The sequence below is a fragment of the Enterobacter sp. D2 genome, from assembly GCF_034427575.1.
Classification (GTDB): domain Bacteria; phylum Pseudomonadota; class Gammaproteobacteria; order Enterobacterales; family Enterobacteriaceae; genus Enterobacter; species Enterobacter cloacae_M.
In genome coordinates, this window is record NZ_JAXQPP010000001.1 from 1115348 (window position 1) to 1139025 (window position 23678).

The 23678-nt window shown below is 56.8% G+C and carries 20 protein-coding genes; 7 read left to right on the forward strand and 13 right to left on the reverse strand.

Annotated elements, in window-relative coordinates:
* Positions 1–30 precede the first annotated feature (30 nt).
* From add to malX, 3 genes are all read right to left on the reverse strand, one after another.
* Complete coding sequence (gene add, locus SPG90_RS05460; RefSeq protein WP_045353860.1) at positions 31–1032, reverse strand: adenosine deaminase; 1002 nt, start codon at positions 1030–1032, stop codon at positions 31–33.
* Between the two features lie 96 nt (positions 1033–1128).
* Positions 1129–2301 carry a MalY/PatB family protein gene (locus SPG90_RS05465; protein WP_194400960.1) on the reverse strand — a complete coding sequence of 391 codons (1173 nt, stop codon included), beginning with the start codon at positions 2299–2301 and terminating at the stop codon, positions 1129–1131.
* A gap of 48 nt (positions 2302–2349) precedes the next feature.
* Positions 2350–3942, reverse strand: coding sequence for a maltose/glucose-specific PTS transporter subunit IIBC (gene malX / locus SPG90_RS05470; RefSeq protein ID WP_029740306.1), 1593 nt, complete (start codon positions 3940–3942; stop codon positions 2350–2352).
* A gap of 177 nt (positions 3943–4119) precedes the next feature.
* Here malX and SPG90_RS05475 point away from each other — a divergent pair, with 177 nt between their 5' ends.
* Positions 4120–5148 carry a Mal regulon transcriptional regulator MalI gene (locus tag SPG90_RS05475; protein ID WP_023311457.1) on the forward strand — a complete coding sequence of 343 codons (1029 nt, stop codon included), beginning with the start codon at positions 4120–4122 and terminating at the stop codon, positions 5146–5148.
* A gap of 2 nt (positions 5149–5150) precedes the next feature.
* On the opposite strand, the gene SPG90_RS05480 is transcribed toward SPG90_RS05475, so the two are convergent.
* A complete protein-coding gene (locus tag SPG90_RS05480) occupies positions 5151–6047 on the reverse strand; it encodes a LysR family transcriptional regulator (RefSeq protein WP_047174682.1) in 897 nt (298 codons plus the stop codon).
* A gap of 107 nt (positions 6048–6154) precedes the next feature.
* Here SPG90_RS05480 and SPG90_RS05485 point away from each other — a divergent pair, with 107 nt between their 5' ends.
* Both SPG90_RS05485 and SPG90_RS05490 read left to right on the forward strand, forming a co-directional pair.
* Positions 6155–7135: an MBL fold metallo-hydrolase gene (locus SPG90_RS05485; RefSeq protein WP_045401343.1), complete on the forward strand. Its 981-nt coding sequence runs from the start codon at positions 6155–6157 to the stop codon at positions 7133–7135.
* Between the two features lie 15 nt (positions 7136–7150).
* Entirely contained in the window at positions 7151–8005 is an 855-nt protein-coding gene (locus SPG90_RS05490; RefSeq protein ID WP_045401340.1) for an alpha/beta fold hydrolase, read from the forward strand.
* Between the two features lie 40 nt (positions 8006–8045).
* On the opposite strand, the gene SPG90_RS05495 is transcribed toward SPG90_RS05490, so the two are convergent.
* Both SPG90_RS05495 and manA read right to left on the reverse strand, forming a co-directional pair.
* Positions 8046–9578, reverse strand: a complete 1533-nt coding sequence (locus tag SPG90_RS05495) for a YdgA family protein (RefSeq protein ID WP_045401337.1) — start codon at positions 9576–9578, stop codon at positions 8046–8048.
* Between the two features lie 99 nt (positions 9579–9677).
* Positions 9678–10853 carry a mannose-6-phosphate isomerase gene (manA, locus tag SPG90_RS05500; protein WP_126303202.1) on the reverse strand — a complete coding sequence of 392 codons (1176 nt, stop codon included), beginning with the start codon at positions 10851–10853 and terminating at the stop codon, positions 9678–9680.
* Positions 10854–11052: 199 nt separating this feature from the next.
* Here manA and fumA point away from each other — a divergent pair, with 199 nt between their 5' ends.
* Together fumA and fumC are read left to right on the forward strand one after the other, a co-directional pair.
* Positions 11053–12699 carry a class I fumarate hydratase FumA gene (fumA, locus tag SPG90_RS05505; protein ID WP_023311463.1) on the forward strand — a complete coding sequence of 549 codons (1647 nt, stop codon included), beginning with the start codon at positions 11053–11055 and terminating at the stop codon, positions 12697–12699.
* Positions 12700–12882: 183 nt separating this feature from the next.
* Positions 12883–14277 carry a class II fumarate hydratase gene (gene fumC / locus SPG90_RS05510; protein ID WP_045401331.1) on the forward strand — a complete coding sequence of 465 codons (1395 nt, stop codon included), beginning with the start codon at positions 12883–12885 and terminating at the stop codon, positions 14275–14277.
* Here fumC and tus read toward each other — a convergent pair whose 3' ends face one another.
* The 4 genes from tus to rstA form a co-directional block, all read right to left on the reverse strand.
* A complete protein-coding gene (tus, locus tag SPG90_RS05515) occupies positions 14278–15207 on the reverse strand; it encodes a DNA replication terminus site-binding protein (protein WP_045401327.1) in 930 nt (309 codons plus the stop codon).
* Between the two features lie 73 nt (positions 15208–15280).
* The gene (rstB, locus tag SPG90_RS05520; protein ID WP_045401324.1) at positions 15281–16579 is read right to left on the reverse strand and encodes a two-component system sensor histidine kinase RstB; all 1299 of its coding nucleotides are present in this window, start codon (positions 16577–16579) and stop codon (positions 15281–15283) included.
* 75 nt (positions 16580–16654) lie between these two features.
* Complete coding sequence (locus SPG90_RS05525) at positions 16655–16915, reverse strand: hypothetical protein (protein ID WP_045401321.1); 261 nt, start codon at positions 16913–16915, stop codon at positions 16655–16657.
* Positions 16916–17161: 246 nt separating this feature from the next.
* Positions 17162–17878, reverse strand: coding sequence for a two-component system response regulator RstA (gene rstA, locus SPG90_RS05530; protein ID WP_021241154.1), 717 nt, complete (start codon positions 17876–17878; stop codon positions 17162–17164).
* 128 nt (positions 17879–18006) lie between these two features.
* Here rstA and SPG90_RS05535 point away from each other — a divergent pair, with 128 nt between their 5' ends.
* Positions 18007–18342: a GlpM family protein gene (locus SPG90_RS05535; RefSeq protein WP_023311470.1), complete on the forward strand. Its 336-nt coding sequence runs from the start codon at positions 18007–18009 to the stop codon at positions 18340–18342.
* Here SPG90_RS05535 and folM read toward each other — a convergent pair.
* The 3 genes from folM to ydgH form a co-directional block, all read right to left on the reverse strand.
* Positions 18339–19061, reverse strand: a complete 723-nt coding sequence (gene folM, locus SPG90_RS05540; RefSeq protein WP_059446680.1) for a dihydromonapterin reductase — start codon at positions 19059–19061, stop codon at positions 18339–18341. The genes SPG90_RS05535 and folM overlap by 4 nt on opposite strands.
* Before the next feature lie 39 nt (positions 19062–19100).
* Positions 19101–20483: an amino acid permease gene (locus SPG90_RS05545; RefSeq protein ID WP_126303203.1), complete on the reverse strand. Its 1383-nt coding sequence runs from the start codon at positions 20481–20483 to the stop codon at positions 19101–19103.
* 185 nt (positions 20484–20668) lie between these two features.
* A complete protein-coding gene (gene ydgH / locus SPG90_RS05550) occupies positions 20669–21613 on the reverse strand; it encodes a DUF1471 family protein YdgH (protein ID WP_045356963.1) in 945 nt (314 codons plus the stop codon).
* A 535-nt stretch (positions 21614–22148) separates the two neighbouring features.
* Between ydgH and pntA the strand changes: the two genes are divergently transcribed.
* Positions 22149–23678 (forward strand): Re/Si-specific NAD(P)(+) transhydrogenase subunit alpha, encoded by a 1530-nt coding sequence (pntA, locus tag SPG90_RS05555; RefSeq protein WP_023311474.1) that lies wholly within the window; start codon positions 22149–22151, stop codon positions 23676–23678.

Sequence of the window (23678 nt, forward strand, 5' to 3'; positions counted from 1 at the left end):
GGTAAGGCGTAGCCGTCACCCGGCAAATGCTCAACCGCGAGCCACTTTATCTTTAAGCGCCTGCTTCTCTTCAGGCGTCAGGAAAGCGATCTCCAGCCCGTTGATCTGCGCTTGACGGATCTGCTCCCGGCTCAGCCCCGCCTGCGGTGCGGCGATGTTGTACTCGTGGATGATATCCACGCCCTGTACTGCCGGATCGTCCGTGTTCAGCGAGGCCAGCACGCCGTGTTCAAGGAACGTTTTCAGCGGATGATGCGCCAGCGTTGCGACGGTGCTGGTCTGAATGTTAGACGTCAGGCACGACTCAATCCCGATACGCTGCTCCGCCAGGAAATCCATCAGGGCGCGATCTTCTACCGCCTTCACGCCGTGACCAATACGCTCGGCGCCCAGCTCTCGGATGGCCTGCCAGATGCTTTCCGGGCCAGCCGCTTCACCCGCATGCACGGTAATGTGCCAGCCGGCATCGCGCGCGCGGTTGAAGTGGGAGAGAAACAGACTGCCCGGGAAGCCCAGCTCGTCACCGGCGAGATCGACGGCGGTGATGGCATCGCGATGGGCCAGCAGCGCTTCCAGCTCCTGCAGGCAGGCGGCTTCGCCGAACGTACGGCTCATAATGCCAATCAGACGGGCCTGAACGTCGAAGGTTTTACATCCTTCGCGGACGCCTTCAATCACAGCTTCCACCACGCCTGCAACGGGCAGGTTGTGGGTCATCGCCATATAGCCCGGCGAGAAGCGCAGCTCGACGTAATGCAGGCCGTTACGGGCCGCATCTTCAATGTTTTCAAACGCCACGCGGCGGCAGGCATCCAGCGAGGCCAGCATTTTCACGCCCCAGTCGAGTTTGCTCAGGAAGCTGACCAGGTCCGGTTCATTGGAGGTCACCTGTACGTGAGGGATCAGCGACTCAAGCGTCTGCGCAGGAAGCGTTAAATTGAACTGGCGGCCAAGATCGAGGATGGTTTGGGCACGAATGTTACCGTCAAGGTGACGATGAATATCAGTTAAAGGCAGGCGTGTATCAATCATGGTCGCACTCTTTTCTGGTTAAAGTGCGCCATATTATAAAAACAAAACGGGGTAAAAAGCTATTTGCGCAAGGGAATATCCCGTTGCGCAAATTGATTACAGGAGCGTGTTAATCCCGGCAATGAGGCGTTGCACCCCTTGTTCCAGCTTGCTGCGTGGACAGCCGGCGTTCAGGCGAACAAAGCCGTTTCCCTCTTTGCCGTAGGTATATCCCGGCATGATGGCGACTTTTTGCTGCTCGATTAGCACTTTTTGCAGCGCCCGATCGTCAATGTTCAGCGGGCGCAGGTCAATCCAGGCCAGGTAGGTCGCTTCGGGCGGCTGCCAGTTCAGTTTCGGAAAGGCGCGGTTTACTTCCTGCGCGATATACAACAGATTCTCTTCCAGATATCCCCGCAGGGCATCCAGCCACGGAGCTCCCTGCTGATAGGCGGCGATATGCGCCGTTAGCGCCAGCACGGAAGGAGATGATAGCCCGTCCCGGCCTTTTAGTGCGCTGAGATAACCGTTACGGCTTTCCTCATCACCAATAAGGCCGTAAGCGCCCGTCAGCGCCGGAATATTAAAGCTTTTCGAGCCGGAGGTGAGAAGCGCCCATTTGCCGCGCGCCACCGCGCTCCACGGCGTGTGACGATGCTCTCCCCACACCATGTCCATATGAATTTCATCGCTGATTACCGCCACGTCATTGCGTGCGCACAGTTCAGCCATCTGCGTCAGCTCGTCCCGCGTCCAAACCTTGCCGGTTGGGTTTTGCGGGCTGCACAGCAGCAAAATTTTGTTTTCAGGTTTTGCCAGGGCCGCTTCCAGCGCAGCCATATTTCCCTGCCAGCCTGCGGCGTGCTTTTCCATCTCCACGGGCACCACATGACGCGCATTCCCTTCAATAGCTTTGTAAAACGCGTCGTATGCCGGGGTGTGAACCACTACGCCGTCGCCGGGGTGTGACCAGAGACGAATCAGCTCTGACACCATGTAGATAACGGAAGGACCATAAACGACGGTTTCCGTATCAATCGTGCTGTTAAAGCGCTGCTGGAACCAGTGCGCGACGGCGGCGAGAAACTCATCGTTCTTCCAGCGGCTGTAGCCCAGCACGCCGTGATTAATGCGCTGATGCAGCGCGTCGGTAATGCAGGGCGCGGTGGCGAAATCCATATCCGAGATGGTGAAGGGCAGCAGATCGGCCGCGCCAAAGCGGTCGGCGACGTAGTCCCACTGCGTACACCAGGTGCCGTGTCGATCCACGACGGTAGAAAAATCAAACATGACGTGAGTCCTTAAAGTAAAACCCCCTCAAGAGAGGGGGCTGAGGCATCAGGCTTCTACTGTTCGCATCAGGGTAGCCAGCTCATCCTTCACCGACTGGACCTGCGGGCCGATAACCACCTGCAAATTGTGCTGATTTAACTGTACCACGCCGATGGCCCGGTTGGCTTTCAGGGCGTTGGTATCCACTTTTGACATATCCGCCACCGACAGACGCAGGCGGGTGATGCAGTTATCGAGAGAGGTGATGTTATCCGCACCGCCCAGCGCCGCCAGAATGGCCGGTGTGTTGTAGCCGGATTTGCCCACGGTCCCGGCAACCGCCTGTTCAACGCTGCTCGCCGTATCGGTATCGCGGCCAGGCGTTTTCAGGTTAAAGCGGGTGATGGCGAAGCGGAAGATGCCGTAGTAAACCGCAAACCAGATAGCCGCCACGACCGGCACCAGGTACCACTTGGTGGACAGGCCGTGCAGGATCCCGAACACCACGAAGTCGATCACGTTGCCGTCGGTGTTGCCGATGGTCACGCCCAGCACCGCCATCACGGTAAAGCCCAGACCGGTCAGCACCGCGTGGATGAGGTACAGCACCGGTGCGACGAACAGGAACAGGAATTCGATTGGCTCGGTGGTTCCGCCCACGACGCAGGCGATCACGCCGGAAATGAGCAGGCCTTTAATTTTATGACGGTTTTCCGGGCGCGCGCAGTGGTACATCGCCAGCGCGGCACCTGGCAGGCCGCCGAGGAAGGCAGGCATTTTACCCTGAGACAGGAAGCGGGTGGCGCTTTCCGAGAAGCCGTGGGTGGTCGGACAGCTCAGCTGCGCCTGGAAGATGGTCAGCGCGCCGCTCACGTCGTGACCGCATACCTCCATCGTACCGCCCGCTTCGGTGAAGCGAATCAGGGCCACCAGGATATGCTGCAGGCCAAACGGCAGGAGCAGACGCTCGCCGGTGCCGAAGATCATCGGACCGAAATCTCCCGCGCCGTTGATGATGCGGCCGATGCCGTTGATGCCCATCGCGAAGACCGGCCAGATCAGCGGAATGATCAGACCAAACAGGCCCATCACCACCAGGGTAACAATCGGCACGAAGCGGGTACCGCCGAAGAAGGCCAGGGCATCCGGCAGCCGGATATTGTGGAAGCGCTCGTGCAGCATCCAGATAATCACACCCGCGATCACTGCCCCGAGGATCCCGGTATCAATAGACTGGATGCCGATCACGCTCTGAATGTTGTTGGCTTTCAGCACGGCGGCGTCGGTGGTCGGCAGAATGCCTTTCGCGGTCAGCCAGAAGTTAACCGCCAGGTTCATCACGGCGTAACCCACAAACCCGGCAAACGCCGCGACGCCTTTATTTTCGCGCGCCAGGCCCAGCGGGATAGCAATACAGAACATCACGGGCAGGAAGCTAAACGCAAAGGAGCCGACTTTACTCATCCAGATGAAGATCGCCTGCAGCACCGGGGTACCGAGGAACGGGATCAGCGTGATGACGTCTTTACTGCTCAGCGAGCTGCCGATCCCGAGCATGATCCCGCAGAACGAGAGGAGTGCCACGGGCAGCATAAAGGTTTTACCCAGTTGCTGGAAAAATTCCCACAGCGATATTTTTTGTGCTGCTTTCGCCGTCATAAAACGACTCCTTTATTGTTAAAATCAGTTTGCCTGCTTCAATGCTGCGAGAAGATAAAACGTTTTATCAAAGTTTAGTGCGCGCTAAATCACATTCTCAGGCTTTGACTGGTAGTATAAAGATAACGTATTGATAAAACGTTTTACCGATCTCATTTCAGGGAGTCACGCCAACACATGGCTGTAGCGAAAAAAATCACCATCAACGATGTCGCGCTGGCGGCGGGCGTTTCCGTCAGCACCGTTTCTCTGGTGCTAAGCGGAAAAGGGCGCATCTCTCCTGCGACCGGTCAGCGGGTTAACGAGGCGGTTGAGCAGCTGGGTTTTGTGCGTAACCGTCAGGCGTCGGCGCTGCGCGGCGGGCAAAGCGGAGTGATTGGCCTGATTGTTCGCGACCTGACGTCACCTTTCTATGCGGAGCTGACCGCCGGGTTAACCGAAGCGCTTGAAGCGCAGGGGCGGATGGTCTTTCTTCTGCACGGCGGTCGCGAGGCCGATCAGCTTCTTTCCCGGCTCGATATGCTGCTGAATCAGGGTGTTGACGGGGTAATCGTCGCCGGAGCGTCGGGCGTGGGCAGCGAGCTGTGCGAGCGCGCCGCCGAAAAAGGCGTGCCGCTGGTGTTTGCTTCGCGCGCCAGCTACCTCGACGAGGCCGATACGCTGCGCCCGGATAACATGCAGGCCGCGCAAATGCTGACCGAGCATCTTATTCGTCGCGGACACCAGCGCATTGCGTGGCTCGGCGGGAAAAGCTCGTCCCTGACCCGCGCCGAGCGGGTCGGCGGCTACTGCGCGACGCTGATTAAATACGGCCTGCCGTTCCACAGCGAATGGGTCGTGGAGTGTGAATCCAGTCAGAAGAAAGCGGCGGAAGCGATAGGCGCGCTGCTGCGCAGCAGTCCGACGATCAGCGCCGTGATTTGCTACAACGATGTGATTGCCATGGGCGCCTGGTTTGGCCTGATCCGCGCCGGGCGTCAGAGCGGCGAGGGCGGGGTGGAAACCTTCTTCGGTCACCAGGTGGCGCTGGGGGCGTTCGCCGACGTTGGTGAAAACGCGCTAGACGATCTGCCGATCGTCTGGGCCACCACCCCTGCGCGAGAGATGGGCTACACGCTGGCGGACAGGATCATGCAGCGCATCGACAACACGGACGTTCAGGCCGGACACCAGATTGTGGCGGCGCGGCTGGTGACGGTGAAATAATATCAGGCGGGTTGCGTTAGCGGATTGAGCAACAGTTCGGCTTCCAGCGCTTCCACAAACTTTCGTACTTTAGCCGGGATCAGCCGGGAGGTCGGGTAAACCGCCCAAACGGCCAGCGATTCCGGGTGGGCATCCTCCAGGACGATCCGCACGAGTTTACCCTCTCTGAACGCCGGCTCTACGTACCAGCGGGATAAATTGGCGATCCCTAACCCTCCCAGGCAGGCTTCGAAAATGGCCTCAATAGAGTTCGCGGAGAATCGGCCCGACACCTTTTGTTTGTAGCGCTGTTCACCCTGTTCGAATGACCAGTGGACGGTATCTGACGTGGTCAGACAGCTGTGTGTCGCCAGATCGTTAAACGATTTTGGGTAGCCATTCGCGGCAAGATACGCCGCGCTGGCGCAGAGATCGCGAGGGTTGTGACACAGGCGATGGGCAACCAGCCGGTTATCGCGCAGCGGCGCAATGCGTAACGCCACGTCTATGCCTTTTCCGACAATATCAACCTGTTCGTCGGTGGCGAATAAATCGACCTGCAGGGCGGGATGTTGCTGCATGAACCGGGTCAGCATGGGAGCAACGATCTTACGGCCAAACCCCGCTGAGGCGGTAATGCGCAGTCGTCCGGAAAGGTGCGTCCCCTCGGGAAACAGATCGGCCAGCGCGTTATTTTTATCTTCCAGCAACGCCTGCGCATGGGGCAAAAAAACGGCCCCATCGCTGGTGGGTGAGAGGGAACGCGTGGTGCGGTGCACCAGCCTGACCCCCAGTTCAGCCTCAAGATTATTAAGAGACCGTGATGCCGCCATGGCGCTCACAGAGAGCCGACGCGCGGCGCCCGCCAGGCTACCCGCCTTGACGGCTTCGACAAACACTTCAACGTCTTCCAGTTTCATTGTATCGATTTTCGTTATTCTGACTTATCAAAGTATATATCTACATTATTTATCGTTACGCTGCCATAGTCTCTTCACAACCTGAAAAATATCAATCTGGAGTGAAGATGAAAAAGTTGAAAACGGTTCTGGCGCTCAGCGGCCTGCTCCTGGCAAGCACATCGTGGGCAGATGCCCCGGCGCAGGTTAAACAGCAGGTTCCGGGCTATTATCGTCTGGCGGTCGGGGAGTATGAGGTGACGGCGCTGTTCGACGGCTATAACGATCTTTCGCCAGCCTTGCTACACGGGCTCTCAGGCGAAAAGGTTCGCGAACTGCTGGCTCAACACAAAATTGATGCCGAACGCATGCCTACCGCCTTTAACGCCTTTCTGGTGAATACCGGTAAACACCTGCTCATGATTGACAGCGGGGGTGGCCACTGCATGGCGGAAACGGCCGGCCAGTTGGTCAGCAATATGAATGCATCAGGGTACCGTCCCGAGCAGGTTGATACCATTTTCCTGACCCACCTGCATCTTGACCACGTGTGCGGCCTGAGCGATGCAGAGGGTAAGGCGTTGTTCCCCAATGCCACCGTCTACGTACCGCAGGGGGAGGCCGACTACTGGCTTGATCCCGCAAAAGAAGCGAGCGCGCCGGCTAATGCGAGGGAGTATTTCGCTATCGCCAGGAATGCGCTGTCCGCGTATAAAGCCGCCGGGCACCTTAAAACCTTCGTCCCGCCAGCTTCGCCTGTCCCGGAAGTCCAGACGGCATATGCCATAGGGCATACGCCAGGCAGTACCGTTTATCGCTTCGCGTCGCAGGGGACGGCTATCAACTTCATTGGGGATTTGATTCATGCTCCTGCCGTCCAGTTCCCGCACCCTGAAGTGTCTATTCGCTTTGATGTCGATCCGAAAAAAGCCATCTCATCCAGGGGGCAGGAGTTTAACGCGCTGGCAAAAGACGGTGAGTGGATGGCCGCAGCGCATCTGCCTTTCCCCGGTATCGGTCATATCACCGCCTGGCAGCAGGGCTATAGCTGGAATCCTGTCAATTACGGTCCTTATCAGCGTGCGGCCAACGTGCCTCTGCTGAAATAAAGTGAGGTGACGAGCATGAAAAGTTACACCGTAACGGCAAACGGTATTCGTCAGTTTGTGGTCGAAGAGGGTGAAGGTGCACCGGTTATTCTCCTGCATGGTTTTCCTGAAACAAACTATGCCTGGCGCTACCAGATACCCGTACTGTCCCGGCACTACCGCGTGATTGCACCGGATTTACGCGGGTATGGCGAAACGGATAAACCTGCTTCTGGCTATGATAAGCGCAACATGGCGCGGGACATCCGGGAACTGATGCGAGTCCTGGGTTTACAGAAAGTGGTGCTGGTGGGGCACGATCGCGGCGCGCGCGTCGCGACGCGGTTTGCAAAAGATTACCCTGAGCTGGTGGATCGACTGGTGGTGATGGATAACGTGCCAACGCGTATTGTGGCGCGCGATCTGAATGCGTCGATTGCGCGTGCGTACTGGTTCTTCCTGTTTCATCTTGTGCCAGACCTGCCGGAAGCGCTGATTGCGGGTCGGGAGCATATCTGGCTGCGCCACTTTTTCTCGGACTGGACCTACAATCCGTCGACCATCAGCGGCGAGGCGTTTGATACCTATGTTAGGGCGTATCAGGCGCCGGGTGCCGTGCGTGGCGCAATGGCTGACTATCGCGCCAACGCAGAGGATGTGGCGCAGGATATGGCTGACGCTGAGGTGAAAATCACCTGCCCGGTAATGTCGCTGTGGGGTAATGATTTTCATGCGGTCGGCAAGCTTTTCGATATGGAAAGCGTCTGGGCCGAAATGGCGGAGAACCTGCGGGCGCAGGGGATTGATGAGTGTGGCCATCTGCCGCAGGAGGAGCAGCCAGAGAAAGTGAACGCGCTTCTGCTGGATTTCCTGGCGGGATGGAAAAGTTAGCGGGCAATAAAAAAACCCCTCATGTGAGGGGTTTTGCTGTTTACTGCTGCGGCGCCGCCGGTTCGGCTGGCGCTGCCGGTTCAGCCGGTTCCGGCATCCCCAGAGTCGGCATACCAAACATGCCGACGAAGTCTTCCAGCGGCATCTTGTCGCCGTTGAGCGTTACCTGGCCGTTGGCGTACTGCAGGCTGGTGGAGATCGTGTTGTTTTCCACTTTGGTGATGCGGAACATCTGACCCATGGCCGCCAGACCTTTCACCTGCTGGCTCGCCAGCTTGCCGGCGTCTTCATCGCCGTAGCCTTCCAGCTTCGCAATCTGGGTCATAAACTCGGTCGCCATATCCATCGGGATGGTCAGCTTGCTGTCGAGCGACTTAACGCTGCGATCCACTTCCTGCGCCAGCGTCTGCGGTTCACCCGTTGCGGTTGCCGGATCTTTCAGGAACAGCGACAGGTTAAAGCTGGTTTCGCCTTTGCTGTTTTTCCAGCTCAGCGGCGCAACGGTGATCACCGGCTCGCCTTTCAGCAGGACAGGCAGGTTGTTGAACAGTACCGCCATCGCCTGCTGCTGATACACCTCAGGGTTCTGCTGGAGTGCGGCATCGGTCAGCAGCGCCTGGCTCTCTTTGCTGTATTTCTGGCTAAACTCGTGCCACGCCTGGCCGTCGATATTGCCGATCTTCAGCGACAGCTTGCCGGTGCCCAGATCCTGATTCTGCACCTTCAGGCTCTTCAGCGTGTAATCCAACTGCGTGTTGATGCTTTTACCGTCTTTGGAAACGTCGGATTTGCCGTTGACGTCCATGCCTTCCAGCACGGCCATCTCTTTTCCTTCAACCGCAATGGCTACCTTGTCGAGAGAGAGTTTCTGATCGCCGATACGCTCCTGGAAATCGGTCATTCGGCTGTTGCCGTCGGCTTTCAGGTTGTTGAAGGTGAGCTGAACCTTTTGGTTATATTCGTTCACGGCATTGACCAGGCCGCTTTCCGCTTCACCCGTCAGGGAGAACACGTTTCCGTCGCGGTCGGCATCGAGTTTGAAGTGGCCGCCGCTAAAGGCGACTTTCTCATTCTCTTTCTCGTAGTTCAGCGCTTTCAGGGCAATATTGGAACTCGTGTCACCGGCATAGCTAATTCGGGTATTAATGTCGAAAGGCGATTCATTCTTCGCCAGGTCAAACAGCGGTTTGGTGACGTCGTTATTCACCAGCACGGTATGAACGGACGCCATCGACGGGATCAGGTTAAAGGACTTCAGCTGCGCCAGCGGCAGCGGACCGTGGCTCACCACCTCATCCAGCACCACGCTCTGGCCCGGTTTCAGCCAGCCGTTTTCAGCACCGGCAACCGGCTTCACCACCAGCTGCATACGGCTGGTAAACACGCCGCGATGATAATTCTGGTAGCTCAGCTCAAGGCCCGCCTCCGGCGCGCTGCGCTTAATCTCTCCGTTAGCCTGCGCCACCATCTCAGCCAGACGGCCTTCCAGCTGTTTCCCGGTAAACCAGGAAGCACCCGTCCAGACCACGCCTAACGCTACAATCACTCCAACCGCTACGACCGATTTTTTCATTGCGACTATCCCTAAAATGAAACCAGGCGGTAAAAACCGCCTGGAGATATTAAGCCTGCAACTAGCTTAGCAAGAGTTGTTAAAAAATTCAGTAAGTGCTTAAAGCTTATTGAAAACGCGCGCCAGACGACCGGTGCCGCTTACGCTGACCGGAGACTCATTGGCTGGAACAAATGCTGACTCACCGGGCTTAAGCACCAGACGCTGTTCGCCTTTGCGCAGCGTTGCTTCGCCCTCGGCGCAGAACAGAATCGCCGCGCTTTCCTGCGCGATGGCGGTTTCGGCCTGGCTCAGGTCGTGCAGGGAGAAAGCAAAATCTTCAACCGGAATCGGGAAGTCCAGCTCTGCGCCGTTTTTCACCGGCTGAGTCAGCAGCTCCGCGGCAGGTTTCGCCACAAACTTCACGTTGGCAACCAGCTCAGGAATATCGATGTATTTCGGCGTCAGGCCCGCGCGCAGCACGTTATCTGAGTTGGCCATTACCTCCAGCGCCACGCCCTGCAGGTAGGCGTGCGGGGTTTCGGCAAACAGGAACATCGCTTCGCCCGGGTTCAGCTTCACCACGTTCAGCAGCAGAGGGGAGAACAGGCCGCTGTCGTCCGGGTAGAATTCGGAGATCAGACGGATAGTCTCCCACGGTTCACCCTGCTGGCTGCCCAGAGCCGCTTTCAGTACCGCCAGCGCGTGAGATTTCTCTTCACCCTGCATATTCAGCAGGCTGGCAAACAGCTGGCTCAGCGCGTCCGCGTTCGGGTTTTCAAGGAAGTGGGCGATAGCCTTGTGGGCACCCGCGACCGGTTGCAGCAGGGAAATGGTCTCTGAAAACTCGCGGAACGCGTTCATCGCCAGGAACGGCGTCAGCGCGAACACCAGCTCCGGCTTGTGGTTAGGATCTTTGTAGTTACGCTCGGCGGCGTCTAACGGAATACCCGCCGCGTTCTCTTTCGCAAAGCCGATTTCAGAGGCTTTCTTGTTCGGGTGAACCTGGATGGAGAGCGGCTGGTCGGCGCACAGCACCTTGAACAAGAACGGCAGTTCCCCAAAGCGCTGAGCCACCTTGTCGCCCAGCAGCGCGGCTTTATCGGCATCAATCACGTCACGCAGGCTGCGTACCTGGCCGCTGGCGTCTTCAATTTTTGAGCTGCTCTTCGGGTGCGCCCCCATCCACAGTTCTGCCATCGGCAGGTTGTTCGGGTTCGCGATACCGTAGAGATCCGTTAACGCAGTTTTACTTCCCCAGGCGTAGTTTTGCACTGAGTTAATGAGTTTTTGCATTATCAAGCCCTGATTCAATTGTGGAATTAACTCCGGGTATTAAAGCAATAAACCTCATGGAAGTAACCTGTGGATGTAAAAAGTCGTACTAGTCTCAGTTTTTGTTAAAAAATTGTGTAGGATAAGCTGACTCGCTTTTAAGCCGGGCAGCGGAACATCTGCCCTGAATAAACAGACCGAAGCAGTAAGTGAGAGACCAATGTCGAATAAACCCTTCCATTATCAGGATCCTTTCCCCCTCAGTAAGGATCGGACCGAGTATTACCTGTTAACCCGCGATCACGTCTCCGTCTCTGAGTTTGAAGGACAAGAGATCCTCAAGGTCGATCCTCAGGCGCTAACGCTGCTGGCGCAGCACGCTTTCCACGACGCCTCGTTTATGCTGCGTCCTGCGCACCAGCAGCAGGTTGCCGATATCCTGAGCGACCCGCAGGCCAGCGAAAACGATAAATACGTTGCCCTGCAGTTCCTGCGTAACTCAGACATCGCCGCGAAAGGTATTCTGCCTACCTGTCAGGACACCGGCACGGCGATCATCGTCGGTAAAAAAGGCCAGCGCGTCTGGACCGGCGGCGGTGACGAAGCGGCCCTGGCGCACGGCGTCTACAACACGTACACCGAAGATAACCTGCGCTATTCGCAAAACGCGGCGCTGGATATGTATAAAGAGGTCAACACCGGCACCAACCTGCCAGCACAGATCGATCTCTACAGCGTGGATGGTGACGAGTACAAATTCCTCTGTATCGCCAAAGGCGGCGGTTCAGCTAACAAAACCTATCTCTACCAGGAAACCAAGGCGCTGCTCACCCCGGGCAAGCTGAAGAACTACCTGGTTGAAAAGATGCGCACCCTCGGCACCGCGGCGTGCCCGCCGTACCATATCGCGTTTGTGATTGGCGGTACGTCGGCGGAAAGCACGCTGAAAACCGTCAAGCTGGCCTCAACCAAATACTACGACGGCCTGCCTACCGAAGGTAACGAGCACGGCCAGGCGTTCCGCGACGTGCAGCTTGAGCAGGAACTGCTGGAAGAAGCCCGCAATCTGGGCCTCGGCGCGCAGTTTGGCGGTAAATACTTTGCCCACGACGTGCGCGTGATCCGTCTGCCGCGTCACGGCGCCTCCTGTCCGGTCGGGATGGGCGTGTCCTGCTCTGCGGATCGCAACATCAAGGCGAAGATCAACCGCGAAGGCGTGTGGATCGAAAAACTGGAAAACAACCCGGGCAAATACATCCCGGAAGAGCTGCGCAAAGCGGGTGAGGGTGAAGCGGTTCGCGTTGACCTGAACCGTCCGATGAAAGAGATTCTGGCGCAGCTTTCGCAGTATCCGGTCTCGACCCGTCTCTCGCTGAACGGTACGATCATCGTGGGCCGCGACATCGCGCACGCGAAGCTGAAAGAGCGTCTGGACAACGGCGAAGGGCTGCCGCAGTACATTAAAGATCACCCGATCTACTACGCCGGCCCGGCGAAAACGCCTGAAGGCTACGCGTCCGGCTCGTTAGGCCCAACCACGGCAGGACGTATGGACTCGTACGTTGACCAGCTGCAGGCCAACGGCGGCAGCATGATCATGCTGGCGAAAGGTAACCGCAGCCAGCAGGTGACGGACGCCTGCCACAAGCACGGCGGCTTCTACCTCGGCAGCATCGGCGGCCCGGCTGCGGTTCTGGCGCAGGGCAGCATTAAGAGCCTGGAGTGCGTGGAGTACCCGGAATTGGGTATGGAAGCGATCTGGAAAATTGAAGTGGAAGACTTCCCGGCGTTTATCCTGGTGGATGACAAAGGCAACGACTTCTTCAAGCAGATCCAGTCGTCCCAGTGTTCGGCGTGCGTGAAGTAATTCTGTAAATTGTCGGGTGGCGGCTGCGCCTTACCCGGCCTACGAGTCTGGTAGGTCGGGTAAGCGTCAGCGCCACCCGACATCAAAAAGAGCGCACAAAGCGCCATATCGTTTCTCAGAAGTCATCAATACTTATTCCTTAAGCATGTGAGCAATCCCTCTTTTGTTATCAAGGAGAAAGTAATGACCACGGTACGCCATGAGAAAGATTCGATGGGCGCCATCGACGTCCCGGCCGATAAGCTATGGGGCGCGCAAACCCAGCGTTCGCTGGAGCACTTCCGTATTTCGACTGAAAAAATGCCCGTCTCGCTGATTCAGGCGCTGGCGCTCACCAAACGCGCCGCCGCTAAAGTGAACCAGGATTTAGGCCTGCTGCCGGCAGAAAAAGCGACCGCCATCATCAACGCCGCCGACGAAGTGCTGGCGGGTAAGCATCCCGACGAATTCCCCCTCGCCATCTGGCAGACCGGTTCCGGCACTCAGAGCAACATGAACATGAACGAAGTGCTGGCGAACCGGGCCAGCGAACTGCTGGGCGGCGTGCGCGGCATGGAGCGTAAGGTCCATCCGAACGATGACGTCAACAAAAGCCAGAGTTCCAACGACGTCTTCCCGACGGCGATGCACGTGGCGGCGGTCATCGCTATACGCGAGCAGCTTATCCCGCAGCTTAACGTCCTGAAAGCCACGCTCAACGAGAAAGCGCAGGCCTTCCGCGACATCGTCAAAATTGGCCGTACGCACCTGCAGGACGCCACGCCGCTGACGCTCGGCCAGGAGATTTCCGGCTGGGTGGCGATGCTGGAACATAACCTGAAGCATATTGATTACAGCCTGCCGCACCTGGCGGAGCTGGCGCTCGGCGGAACGGCGGTCGGGACAGGGTTAAACACCCATCCTGAATACGCGGTGCGCGTGGCGGAGGAGCTGGCAAACATCACCGGTCAGCCGTTCGTCACGGCGCCCAACAAGTTCGAAGCGCTGGCGACCTGCGATGCGCTGGTCCACACCCACGGCGCGCTGAAAGGGCTGGCGGCCTCGCTGATGAAAATCGCCAACGACGTGCGCTGGCTGGCCTCGGGTCCGCGCTGCGGCATCGGTGAAATCAGTATTCCGGAAAACGAGCCGGGCAGCTCCATCATGCCGGGTAAAGTGAACCCGACCCAGTGCGAAGCCATGACCATGCTCTGCTGTCAGGTGTTGGGCAACGACGTGGCCGTCAACCTGGGCGGTGCGTCCGGCAACTTCGAGCTGAACGTCTATCGCCCGATGGTGATCCATAACGTACTGCAATCGATTCGTCTGCTGGCGGACGGGATGGAGAGCTTTAACGAGCACTGTGCGGTAGGGATTGAGCCGAATCGCGAGCGTATCAGCCAGCTGCTCAATGAATCCCTGATGCTGGTGACGGCGCTGAATACCCATATCGGCTACGACAAAGCCGCCGAGATCGCGAAAAAAGCGCATAAAGAGGGGCTGACGCTGAAAGCCTCCGCCCTGGCGCTGGGCTATCTCACGGAGGAGGATTTCGATGCCTGGGTGCGCCCTGAGGCGATGGTCGGCAGCCTGAAATAGTCATCCCGCCACGTACAGGTGCAGCCGCGGAATAATCAGCTGCAGCGGCTGCGCCTGAGGTCGGTAACGGTGCTGGACATTTTCAGCATCGTAATTCAGCAACTCACCAATATCCGGCACGATAGCTCCCCGGTCGGCATCATAAAGCGCAATCAGCGGCGTAGGGCAGGCATACTGAACCTGTTTTTGCTGGCCGGAATACCAGACGCGGGCGATAGGCTGCACCTTCACCGGGCGCTTTATCTTGAGGCGCGCGTCCGCCGGAAGCGAGGCGATGCTGTGGTACTCCTGCTCCAGGCGCTCAATCCACTGCTCGCGCGACCACGGTGCGACGGCGCGCGGCGTCTTCAGGCTTTTTTCCAGCTGCGCCAGAATCTCATCCCGGGTGAAGTTTTTAATGATGTGCTTATTCGCCCAGCCGAAGCGCAGCGTGGCGGGGTGACGCAGTACCGTCAGCGTGCGATAGGCGTTCAGGGTAATCAGCCCCGGAAGCTGACGGTGCACCCATTCAAACCGGGCGGCAGGGGCGAGGCCGGACTCTTCGGTAACGATCTTTTCAAAGGCCGCTTTCAGGGTGTTGATATGGGTAATCTGGCTTTCCAGCGCGTCACGCGTTGTCGCATCGGTTTGCAGGCAGATCACACCGGGCAGACGCACGGCGGCCTTACTGCTGCGGTTTTCTGACTGCTGCTGGATAAACAGGCGGCGATAGTGCTTCAGCGCCAGCTCAAGGGCGGCGCTGCCGATGTGCTGTTCAACCTCGATGGTGTCCAGCGGGTCGTGCTCGGCCCCTTTAGCCACCTCGGGCAGGGTAAAGACGCGCGCGGCCAGCAGGCGGCAGTTCTGCAAACGTTCGGTCAGGGTCAGGAGCTCGTGTTCTATTTCCCGAAACGTGCTGTTCAGCCGTTCTAGGAGATCGTAAGTCGCCATAAACACTCTCGTTAGTTACAACATACTTATCATATAGCACAGCACGCCGGGTCAGGCCAGCGTGCGGTTAAGGTCAGGCAGGGACGGGAAGGGCGATGTTATGATACACCGGCCAGCTAAAGCAGAAGCGCGCGCCGCCGAGCTCGCTCTCTTCGCAATGCACCGTGCCGCCCATCGCCTGCGCGATAGAGTAAACAATCGCCAGCCCCAGGCCGCATCCGCCAGTGGCGCGATCGCGGCTGGGGTCGAGGCGGACAAACGGTTCAAACACGGTTTCTCGCGCTTCCGGGGCAATCCCCGGACCGTCATCCTCCACCGTCAGGCTGGCCTGATTGCCCTGCAAATCCAGTCCGATCTGTAGCGTACTTTCGCTGTAGCGCATGGCGTTGTTCATCAGATTGTCCAGCACGCGCTCCATCAGGCGCATATCGAGCGCGCCGTAATCACCCGGCGTGACGCGCGTTAACAGCGTGCGCTGCGGGTTCACGCTCTGAACGTCATCGATGTGGGTTTGCAGCCACGCGGGCAGATCCGGCGTGCTGAGGTTCAGCTCGTTTTGCGGACGATCGAGGCGCGCGTAGGTCAGCAGCTCCTCAATCAGCGCCTCAAGCTGGCCGATGTCGCGGTTAAGCGCCTGAGACTCCGCGTCAGTCAGATTCTCGCTCATCTCCAGACGGTAGCGCAGGCGAACCAGCGGCGTGCGCAGCTCGTGCGCAATGCCGTCGATCAGCTGCTTCTTACTGGCGATCAGGGCATTGATGTTATCGGCCATCTGGTTAAAAGCCACGCCCAGACGTTCAAAGCTGGAACCGCTGTCGAAGTGAATGCGTTCGGTAAAGTGCCCCTCGCCAAAACGCTGCGCGGCGGATTCCAGTTTCAGCATGTCCTGCCAGTGCGGGCGCATCCAGATAAAAACCGGAAACGCGAGCGAAATGGCGATAAAGGCCATCAGCGCCATGTCCAGCAGACGCATCTGGTGGAGATAGTAGAGATAGGGCACCGGCCCGACGGCCAGCACGTAATGGCTGCGCGGTATGCGCTGGATAAAGGTGTATTTCTCATCCAGCGCGACGATGTCCCCGTCGCGCAGACGCTGCATAGCGGGCGGATCCAGATCGAAATCTTTCAACGGCTCGATGCGTAAATCGAACGACAGATTCAGGTCCAGCTCTTTGAGGGTTTTCGCCCAGTCGTGTGGGGGGATCTCTCTCAGCTCGCTGCGCATCAGGTAGAGCGAGCTTTTCATCAGATCGTCCAGCGACTGCCTGCCCGCACGTTCGGCGGTGAATTTATAGACCAGCCCGACCAGCATGGTCATGACCAGGAAGCAGACAAACAGTAAAAGATAAAACTGCACAAACAGCTTTTTCATTGGGTCTCACCGAAAAAACGCTATGTGCAGAATATACATGAAAACCCTTCGCGTTTTTCACGTCTGTCGCGCGTGTTACATGGCTTTCGCGCTGTTTTTTACCTTGGCGATGAGTTTTTCCGTCACGGCCAGGCCTTCTGCAATGTGCGTATCAATCACATCGGTACCGAATTCGTTAATTAAATCCAGGAGTATTTCGAAATACTGGATAAGTTCCAGCAGGTCAAAAAGCGCTTTTTGATCGGAGCGCGAGGGAGAGGCGCGCCTTAAAGCTGCCTGATTAACAATCCACTCGAGATTGGTTTTGATGGCTTCTACCTGATTGTAGCTATACATATGCCATAGGCTTAAATCCTCATTTCAAGATTGTATGGGAGAGATATCGTAACGCTTCGCGGTGAAAGCGAGTCTACATGCAGTCGGGGCGAGCTGAAGAAAGGAGAGTGGGAGACTTAATTATGGAATAGTTCGCGTGCTTAGCAAGTCAATTGTTGCGCAAACGGATAAATAAACGCGCGAAAGAGAGGGCATCGGTGTTTAATCCCTTCATTTCGCGCAGGTTATGCTAACCGGATAACGGAGTCAGGTTTCCCAGGCGTGCGGGGCAAACAGATAACCCTTGTTACGCACGGTTTTAATGCGGTAGGGCTCGGTAGCGTTATCCTGCAGCTTTTTGCGCAGACGCGAAATCGCCACGTCAACGCTGCGGTCCATTCCGTCATAGCTCACGCCACGCAGGTTTTTCAGCAGCGCGTCGCGGTCCATAATTTGCCCTGCGTGCGTTGCCAGCTCCCACAGCAGGTCAAAGTCTGCGGTGGAGAGGGCGATAAGCTCGCCGGAGAGCAGCACCTGGCGGTTAATAGGGTCGATAGACAGCGTACCGAAGCGCATCGCTTTGTGCGGCGTCAGAGAAGGCGCGGGCGCTTCGCGTTCGATGCTGGCGTGCTGGCGCAAATGCAGGCGCAGGCGGGCAAGCAGGACGGCAGGCGGTGTGGTTTTCAGAATGTAGTCATTTGCGCCCATCTCCAGCGACAAAATGTGGTTCATATCGCTGTCCAGTGAGGTGAGCAGAACGATAGGGCCCTCCCACCGGGCGCGCAGGTCACGGCAGAGCGTCATGCCGTCTTTGCCTGGCAGCATGATATCCAGCAGCACCAGATCCGGGTTTTCACGGACGACCACCTCTTCGGCACGATCGCCGCGAGGTTCAACAATGACGTCCATATCATGTTTACCCAGATAGGCGGCGATCAGTTGCCCGACCTCGGGTTCGTCTTCAACATAAACAATCTTATTCATACAGCGTCTGTTTTCGTGAAAAAAGCCAACATACACCGCGGAACCTTAACCTTCCATTAATCTTTCAAAATTAACGCCGGTTCCGTTATTCTGGCTCTTAATGTTATTTGATTGTTATAGGAAAAAGTATGGGGCTGGCGATCAAAGCCGCGCTGGGCGCGCTGGTGGTGTTACTGATTGGCATTCTGGCAAAAACGAAAAACTACTACATTGCCGGGCTAATCCCGCTGTTCCCGACCTTTGCGCTGATTGCCCACTATATCGTGGCTTCTGAGCGGGGCACGGAAGCGTTACGCACAACCATCGTGTTTGGCATGTGGTCTATCATTCCGTATTTTCTCTACCTGCTTTCGCTGTGGTATTTCACCGGTTTTCTGCGTCTTCCCCTGGCGCTGAGCGGGGCGGTAGTCTGCTGGGGACTCAGCGCCTGGGTGTTAATTTTCTTCTGGAGCCGCTTTCACTAGCGCAGCGGTCGGCCGCCGTCCACGGCAAAGGTTCTGCCGGTGACGTAGCAGCTGGTGAGCAGATAATCCACAAGATCGATGACCTCTTTCTCGCCCGGGGCGATTTTCATGAGCGACTTATTCAGCGCCTGCTGACGATACTCTGCATCATCGTTTTCGTTAAACAAAATCATCGCCGGGGCGATGGCGTTCACCTTCACCTCGGGCGCGAGCTTGCGGGCAAACGAGCGTGTCATATTATCCAGCGCGGCTTTGCTGGCCGCGTAGGCGATGTGCTTGTCGCTGCCTCGCTCAACCACATAATCGGTAAAGTGAATAATGTCGCCCGCCGCGTGCCCATGACCGCGGAGCAGATCCTGCAGCGCGTGGTTAAGCAGATAAGGGGCATTGACGTGGATCTGCAGCATGGCGGAGAGCGTTTCGCTGAGTGACGTACCGGGTTTTTCGGCTCGCCATGCGCTGGCGTTATGGATCACGGCGCGCAGTCCCGTCGTGGCGGCTTTTACCTTTTCCGCGAAAGACAGAATGCCTTCATCGGTCGAAAAATCAGCCTGAATGCAGACCGCCCCGGCTTTGCGTAACCCTTCAATCGACGGGTATTCCGTACGGTAGCTGACAATGACCGGATGGCGAAGGTTGAGAAAGTGATGGGCGAGGGCGAGGCCGATACGGCGGCCTCCACCGGTAATCAGTATTGGGCGAAGCGGTGCATTTCCCATCGTATTCTCCTTTACAGTTCAACAATGGGAAAGGCGATGCTAACCCATTAACATCCAGGTTGCCGGCAGGGCAGCAACCAGTAACAGTCCAATTAATGCCATTTCACGGCGTTTCAGCGCGTTCTCCAGCTGATGCGTGCGGCGGGCGTAGATAAACACCAGCAGACCCGGTGCGTACAGCACCACCGACAGCAGCAGATGCATAGGCCCGGAAGCATACAACAACCACAGGCCGTAAATACAGGCTCCGACACCCACGACATAATGCGCCGGGCGTGTGGCAATTTTTAACAGATACGCACCCACTAAGAAATAGGGTACCAGAATCATCTCCGAGGCGATGGTCAGCAGGGTGTTATAGTCAGAACCTGTGAGCCAGATCAGCACCAGACAGACCTGAACGCTGATGTTGGTCAGCCAGAGCGATGCCGACGGCGCGCTGTTTTGGTTTTGACGGGCGAACAGGCGTGGAAACGCCTTGTGCGTCGCGGCCAGGAACGGCACTTCAGCCGCCATGATGGTCCAGCTCAGGTAAGCGCCGCAGACGGAGACGATCAGCCCTGCGGCAATCACCACGTCGCCCCAGGGACCAAGCATTTTCACCATCAGGCCTGCCATTGACGGGTTACGCATTTCAGCCAGTTCAGGACGCGCCACCACGCCCAGCGACAGCAGCGTCACCAGCAAATAGACCCCCAGCGCGGCCAGTACAGCCAGCAGCGTGGCGCGGCCCACATCGCGCTTATTCCTGGCCCGGGCAGAAACCACGACCGCGCCTTCTACGCCGATGAACACCCACAGGGTAATCAGCATCGTGTTTTTCACCTGCTCCCAGACGGGAACGCCCAGCGCAACGCCGCTAAGATCAAGCTTGAAAACGTCCAGACGGAACGCAATAAAGGCCAGAACGATAAACAGGCCGAGCGGAACCAGTTTCGCCAGCGTCGCCACCAGGTTGATGCTGGCGGCCGTTTGTACGCCACGCAACACCAGCCAGTGGACGAACCACAGCAACACCGAGGCGCCCACAATAGACTGCCAGGTATTCCCGTCGCCAAAGAGGCGCAGCTCAGGCGTATCGGTAAAGAAACTGAGCGCCGAGAAGACGATTACAAGATAAGAGACGTTGGCGATAACGGCACACAGCCAGTATCCCCATGCGGAACAGAAGCCAATCAGCTCGCCGAAACCTTCACGCGCATAGGTGAAAATGCCGCCGTCCAGATCGGGGCGAATGCGGGTGAGCAGCAGCATCGCGAAGGCCAGCAGCAGTATGCCGACACCCGTAATGCCCCAGCCAATGATGAGCGCGGAAGGGCTGGCGACGGCGGCCATATTTTGCGGCAAACTGAATACGCCTGCACCCAGCATTGAGCTTAATACGAGTGCAGTCAGAGCACTCAGGCCAAGTTTCTTTTCCATTGGCTTCCTGTTATGAAAGGTCAAAATCCAGAATAATTATTTCGCTCAGGCGCATAAAAATGGTGGATCACACTAAGGCGCGGGATTTTACGGAGTGTAACGAATGCATGCAATGACGTGAGGCAGAAATTCAAAAAAAGTAACAAAAAAAGGCGGCATTGCGCCGCCTTTCGTAAACGATGTTGTTACTTGTACAGATCGGCGCTGATGGTTACGTTGTTACCACGTTCCTGCCACTGGCGGGTGATGTGGTAGTACTTCGCCCCTTTCTTCGCCGCACGCTTCGCGACCTGGTAAGAGACTTCCGTCATGTTGCCGTAGTTGCCGGTAAACTTGATGCTGTCGAACGGCACCATCTGCGCTGCAGTGGCGTTGTTCAACTCTTCAATTTTGGTACCGTCCGGCAGCGTAACGGAATAACGGCCACCTTTCGTGGACTGCGTTTCGAAGAAACGGCCCACTTCAGCGCTTGGAGCAGCCGTCGTTGCTACGCCTGGAATTTCAACTTTCTTCGCTTCTTCGCCGCCTTTAGCTAGCGCCGCGCGACCTGCTTCTGAATTCGCCGGGATGGCATCCGGGCTCTGCAGAACACGTTTTTTCGCATCTTTTTTATAGATGAACGCGGTAATACGCTGGTTGCCGCCCTGGTTAGCATCGACCTGACGCACGATGAAGAAAGAGTAGGCCCCTTTCTCTTTCGCGGCTTTGGTAATGGCATCGTTCACTTCAGGCTGGCTGCGATAGAAGCCCTGAACGGTGACGGTGTCGTAAGGTTCCAGCTCAATCGCCTGATCTTTCGGCAGTTCAACAACACCGTTGATCACGCGGTTTTTTGGTGCGTCAGCTTTCGGCGCATTGTCTTTGAACAGCGCAATGGTCACGCGCTGGTTACCGCTGTTGCCGTAATCGGACTGGTCAACCACATAAAACGAGGCCGCTCCGTTTTTATCTGCGGCTTTTGATGCAGCGGCGACGGCGTCGCCAATAGAATTATAACGACCCACAATGACCGTATGGTCAAAAGGTTTTAACGCTGCCGCTTGCTCCGGCGTTAACTCTGTTGCGGCATTCGCAGACAGGGCGGTCGCGGAAAGAAGTGCGGACGCCAGGAGTGTGTTCTTAAGCTTCATAAAAATGATCCTTCGCCTTGCGCAAACCATGTACTGGTATTGTTGTTAATTTGAGACGGTCCCGATTATTGCATTTAAAACCCGTCGCTGTCTGCGCCATTTTTCACTGCCTGTGCTTACTGAATCACCGAATTCGATAACATTTAGTGATATGTTGAAAAAACACGCGTTTGACAAGTAAAACTGATAAAGCATATGACTTTTACAAGTTAATTTAATGTTAACAAGTTGTTCTCTTATGGCGCTATATCATGTTTTTACCGCTTCGCTTGCGCGTTTTATCGGTTCTGGCAGTGAATTTAAGGTAAATATCACTGTCAGTGACGCCGATCCCTTATTTTTCACAGATAAAGTAAGAAATAGTGTTTTCTGGCGGTAGATCACGGGCGCTATTTTCAGTAGGTTATAGACAGTTTGTTACTGTTTTATTTTCCGGGGTTAATCATCTCTCGTCGCTCGCGCGATGGCGAAAATTGATACAAACCGCGGGCATTTATCGATAAACCATCATCAAAAACCGATGGAAGGGAAAACTATGCGTATTGGGGTACCAAAAGAACGGTTAGCCAATGAAACCCGCGTAGCGGCAACACCGAAAACGGTGGAGCAACTGCTTAAACTGGGTTTTACGGTCGCGGTTGAAAGCGGCGCGGGCAAACTGGCGAGTTTCGATGACGAGGCCTTTATCCAGGCCGGCGCGGAAGTGGTCGACGGTGCTGACGTCTGGCAGTCGCCGGTGATTCTGAAGGTCAACGCACCGGAAGAGAGTGAGATTGCGCTGCTCAATCCGGGAACGACCCTGGTGAGCTTCATCTGGCCTGCGCAAAACCCGGAGCTGATGGAGAAGCTGGCGGCCCGCGGCGTGACCGTGATGGCGATGGACTCCGTGCCGCGCATTTCGCGCGCGCAGTCGCTGGATGCCTTAAGCTCCATGGCAAACATTGCCGGCTACCGCGCTATTGTTGAAGCGGCCCACGAGTTTGGTCGCTTCTTTACCGGTCAAATCACCGCCGCGGGTAAAGTCCCTCCGGCGAAAGTGATGGTGATTGGCGCAGGCGTGGCGGGCCTTGCCGCAATCGGTGCGGCAAACAGCCTGGGCGCTATCGTACGCGCCTTTGACACCCGTCCTGAAGTAAAGGAACAGGTCCAGAGTATGGGCGCCGAATTCCTTGAGCTGGATTTCAAGGAAGAAGCAGGCAGCGGCGACGGTTACGCGAAGGTGATGTCCGAAGCCTTTATCAAAGCCGAAATGGAACTCTTCGCCGCCCAGGCGAAAGATGTCGACATTATTGTCACCACCGCGCTTATCCCGGGTAAACCGGCGCCGAAGCTGATTACCCGTGAGATGGTTGACTCCATGAAGCCGGGCAGCGTGATTGTCGACCTGGCCGCCCAAAACGGCGGTAACTGTGAATATACCGTTCCAAATCAGGTAACCACGACCGCTAACGGCGTAAAAGTGATCGGCTATACCGATCTGCCGGGCCGCCTGCCTACGCAGTCTTCTCAGCTCTATGGCACCAACCTCGTCAACCTGCTGAAGCTGCTTTGCAAAGAGAAAGACGGCAACGTCACCGTTGATTTCGACGATGTTGTTGTGCGCGGCGTCACGGTGGTTCGTGAAGGTGAAATTACCTGGCCTGCGCCGCCTATTCAGGTTTCTGCTCAGCCTCAGGCGGCAACGAAAGCGGCACCTGAGCCAAAAGAACCCGCCAAACCGGCTTCTCCGTGGCGCAAATACGCGATCATGGCGCTGGTGATTATTCTGTTCGGCTGGCTGGCTGACGTCGCACCAAAAGAGTTCCTCGGCCACTTTACCGTCTTCGCGCTCTCCTGCGTCGTGGGCTACTACGTGGTGTGGAACGTCTCCCATGCGCTGCATACGCCGCTGATGTCGGTAACCAACGCCATCTCGGGGATCATCGTGGTGGGGGCGTTACTGCAGATTGGTCACGGCGGCTGGATCAGCTTCCTGAGCTTTATCGCGGTGCTGATCGCCAGTATCAATATTTTCGGTGGTTTCACCGTGACTCAGCGCATGCTGAAAATGTTTCGTAAAGGCTAA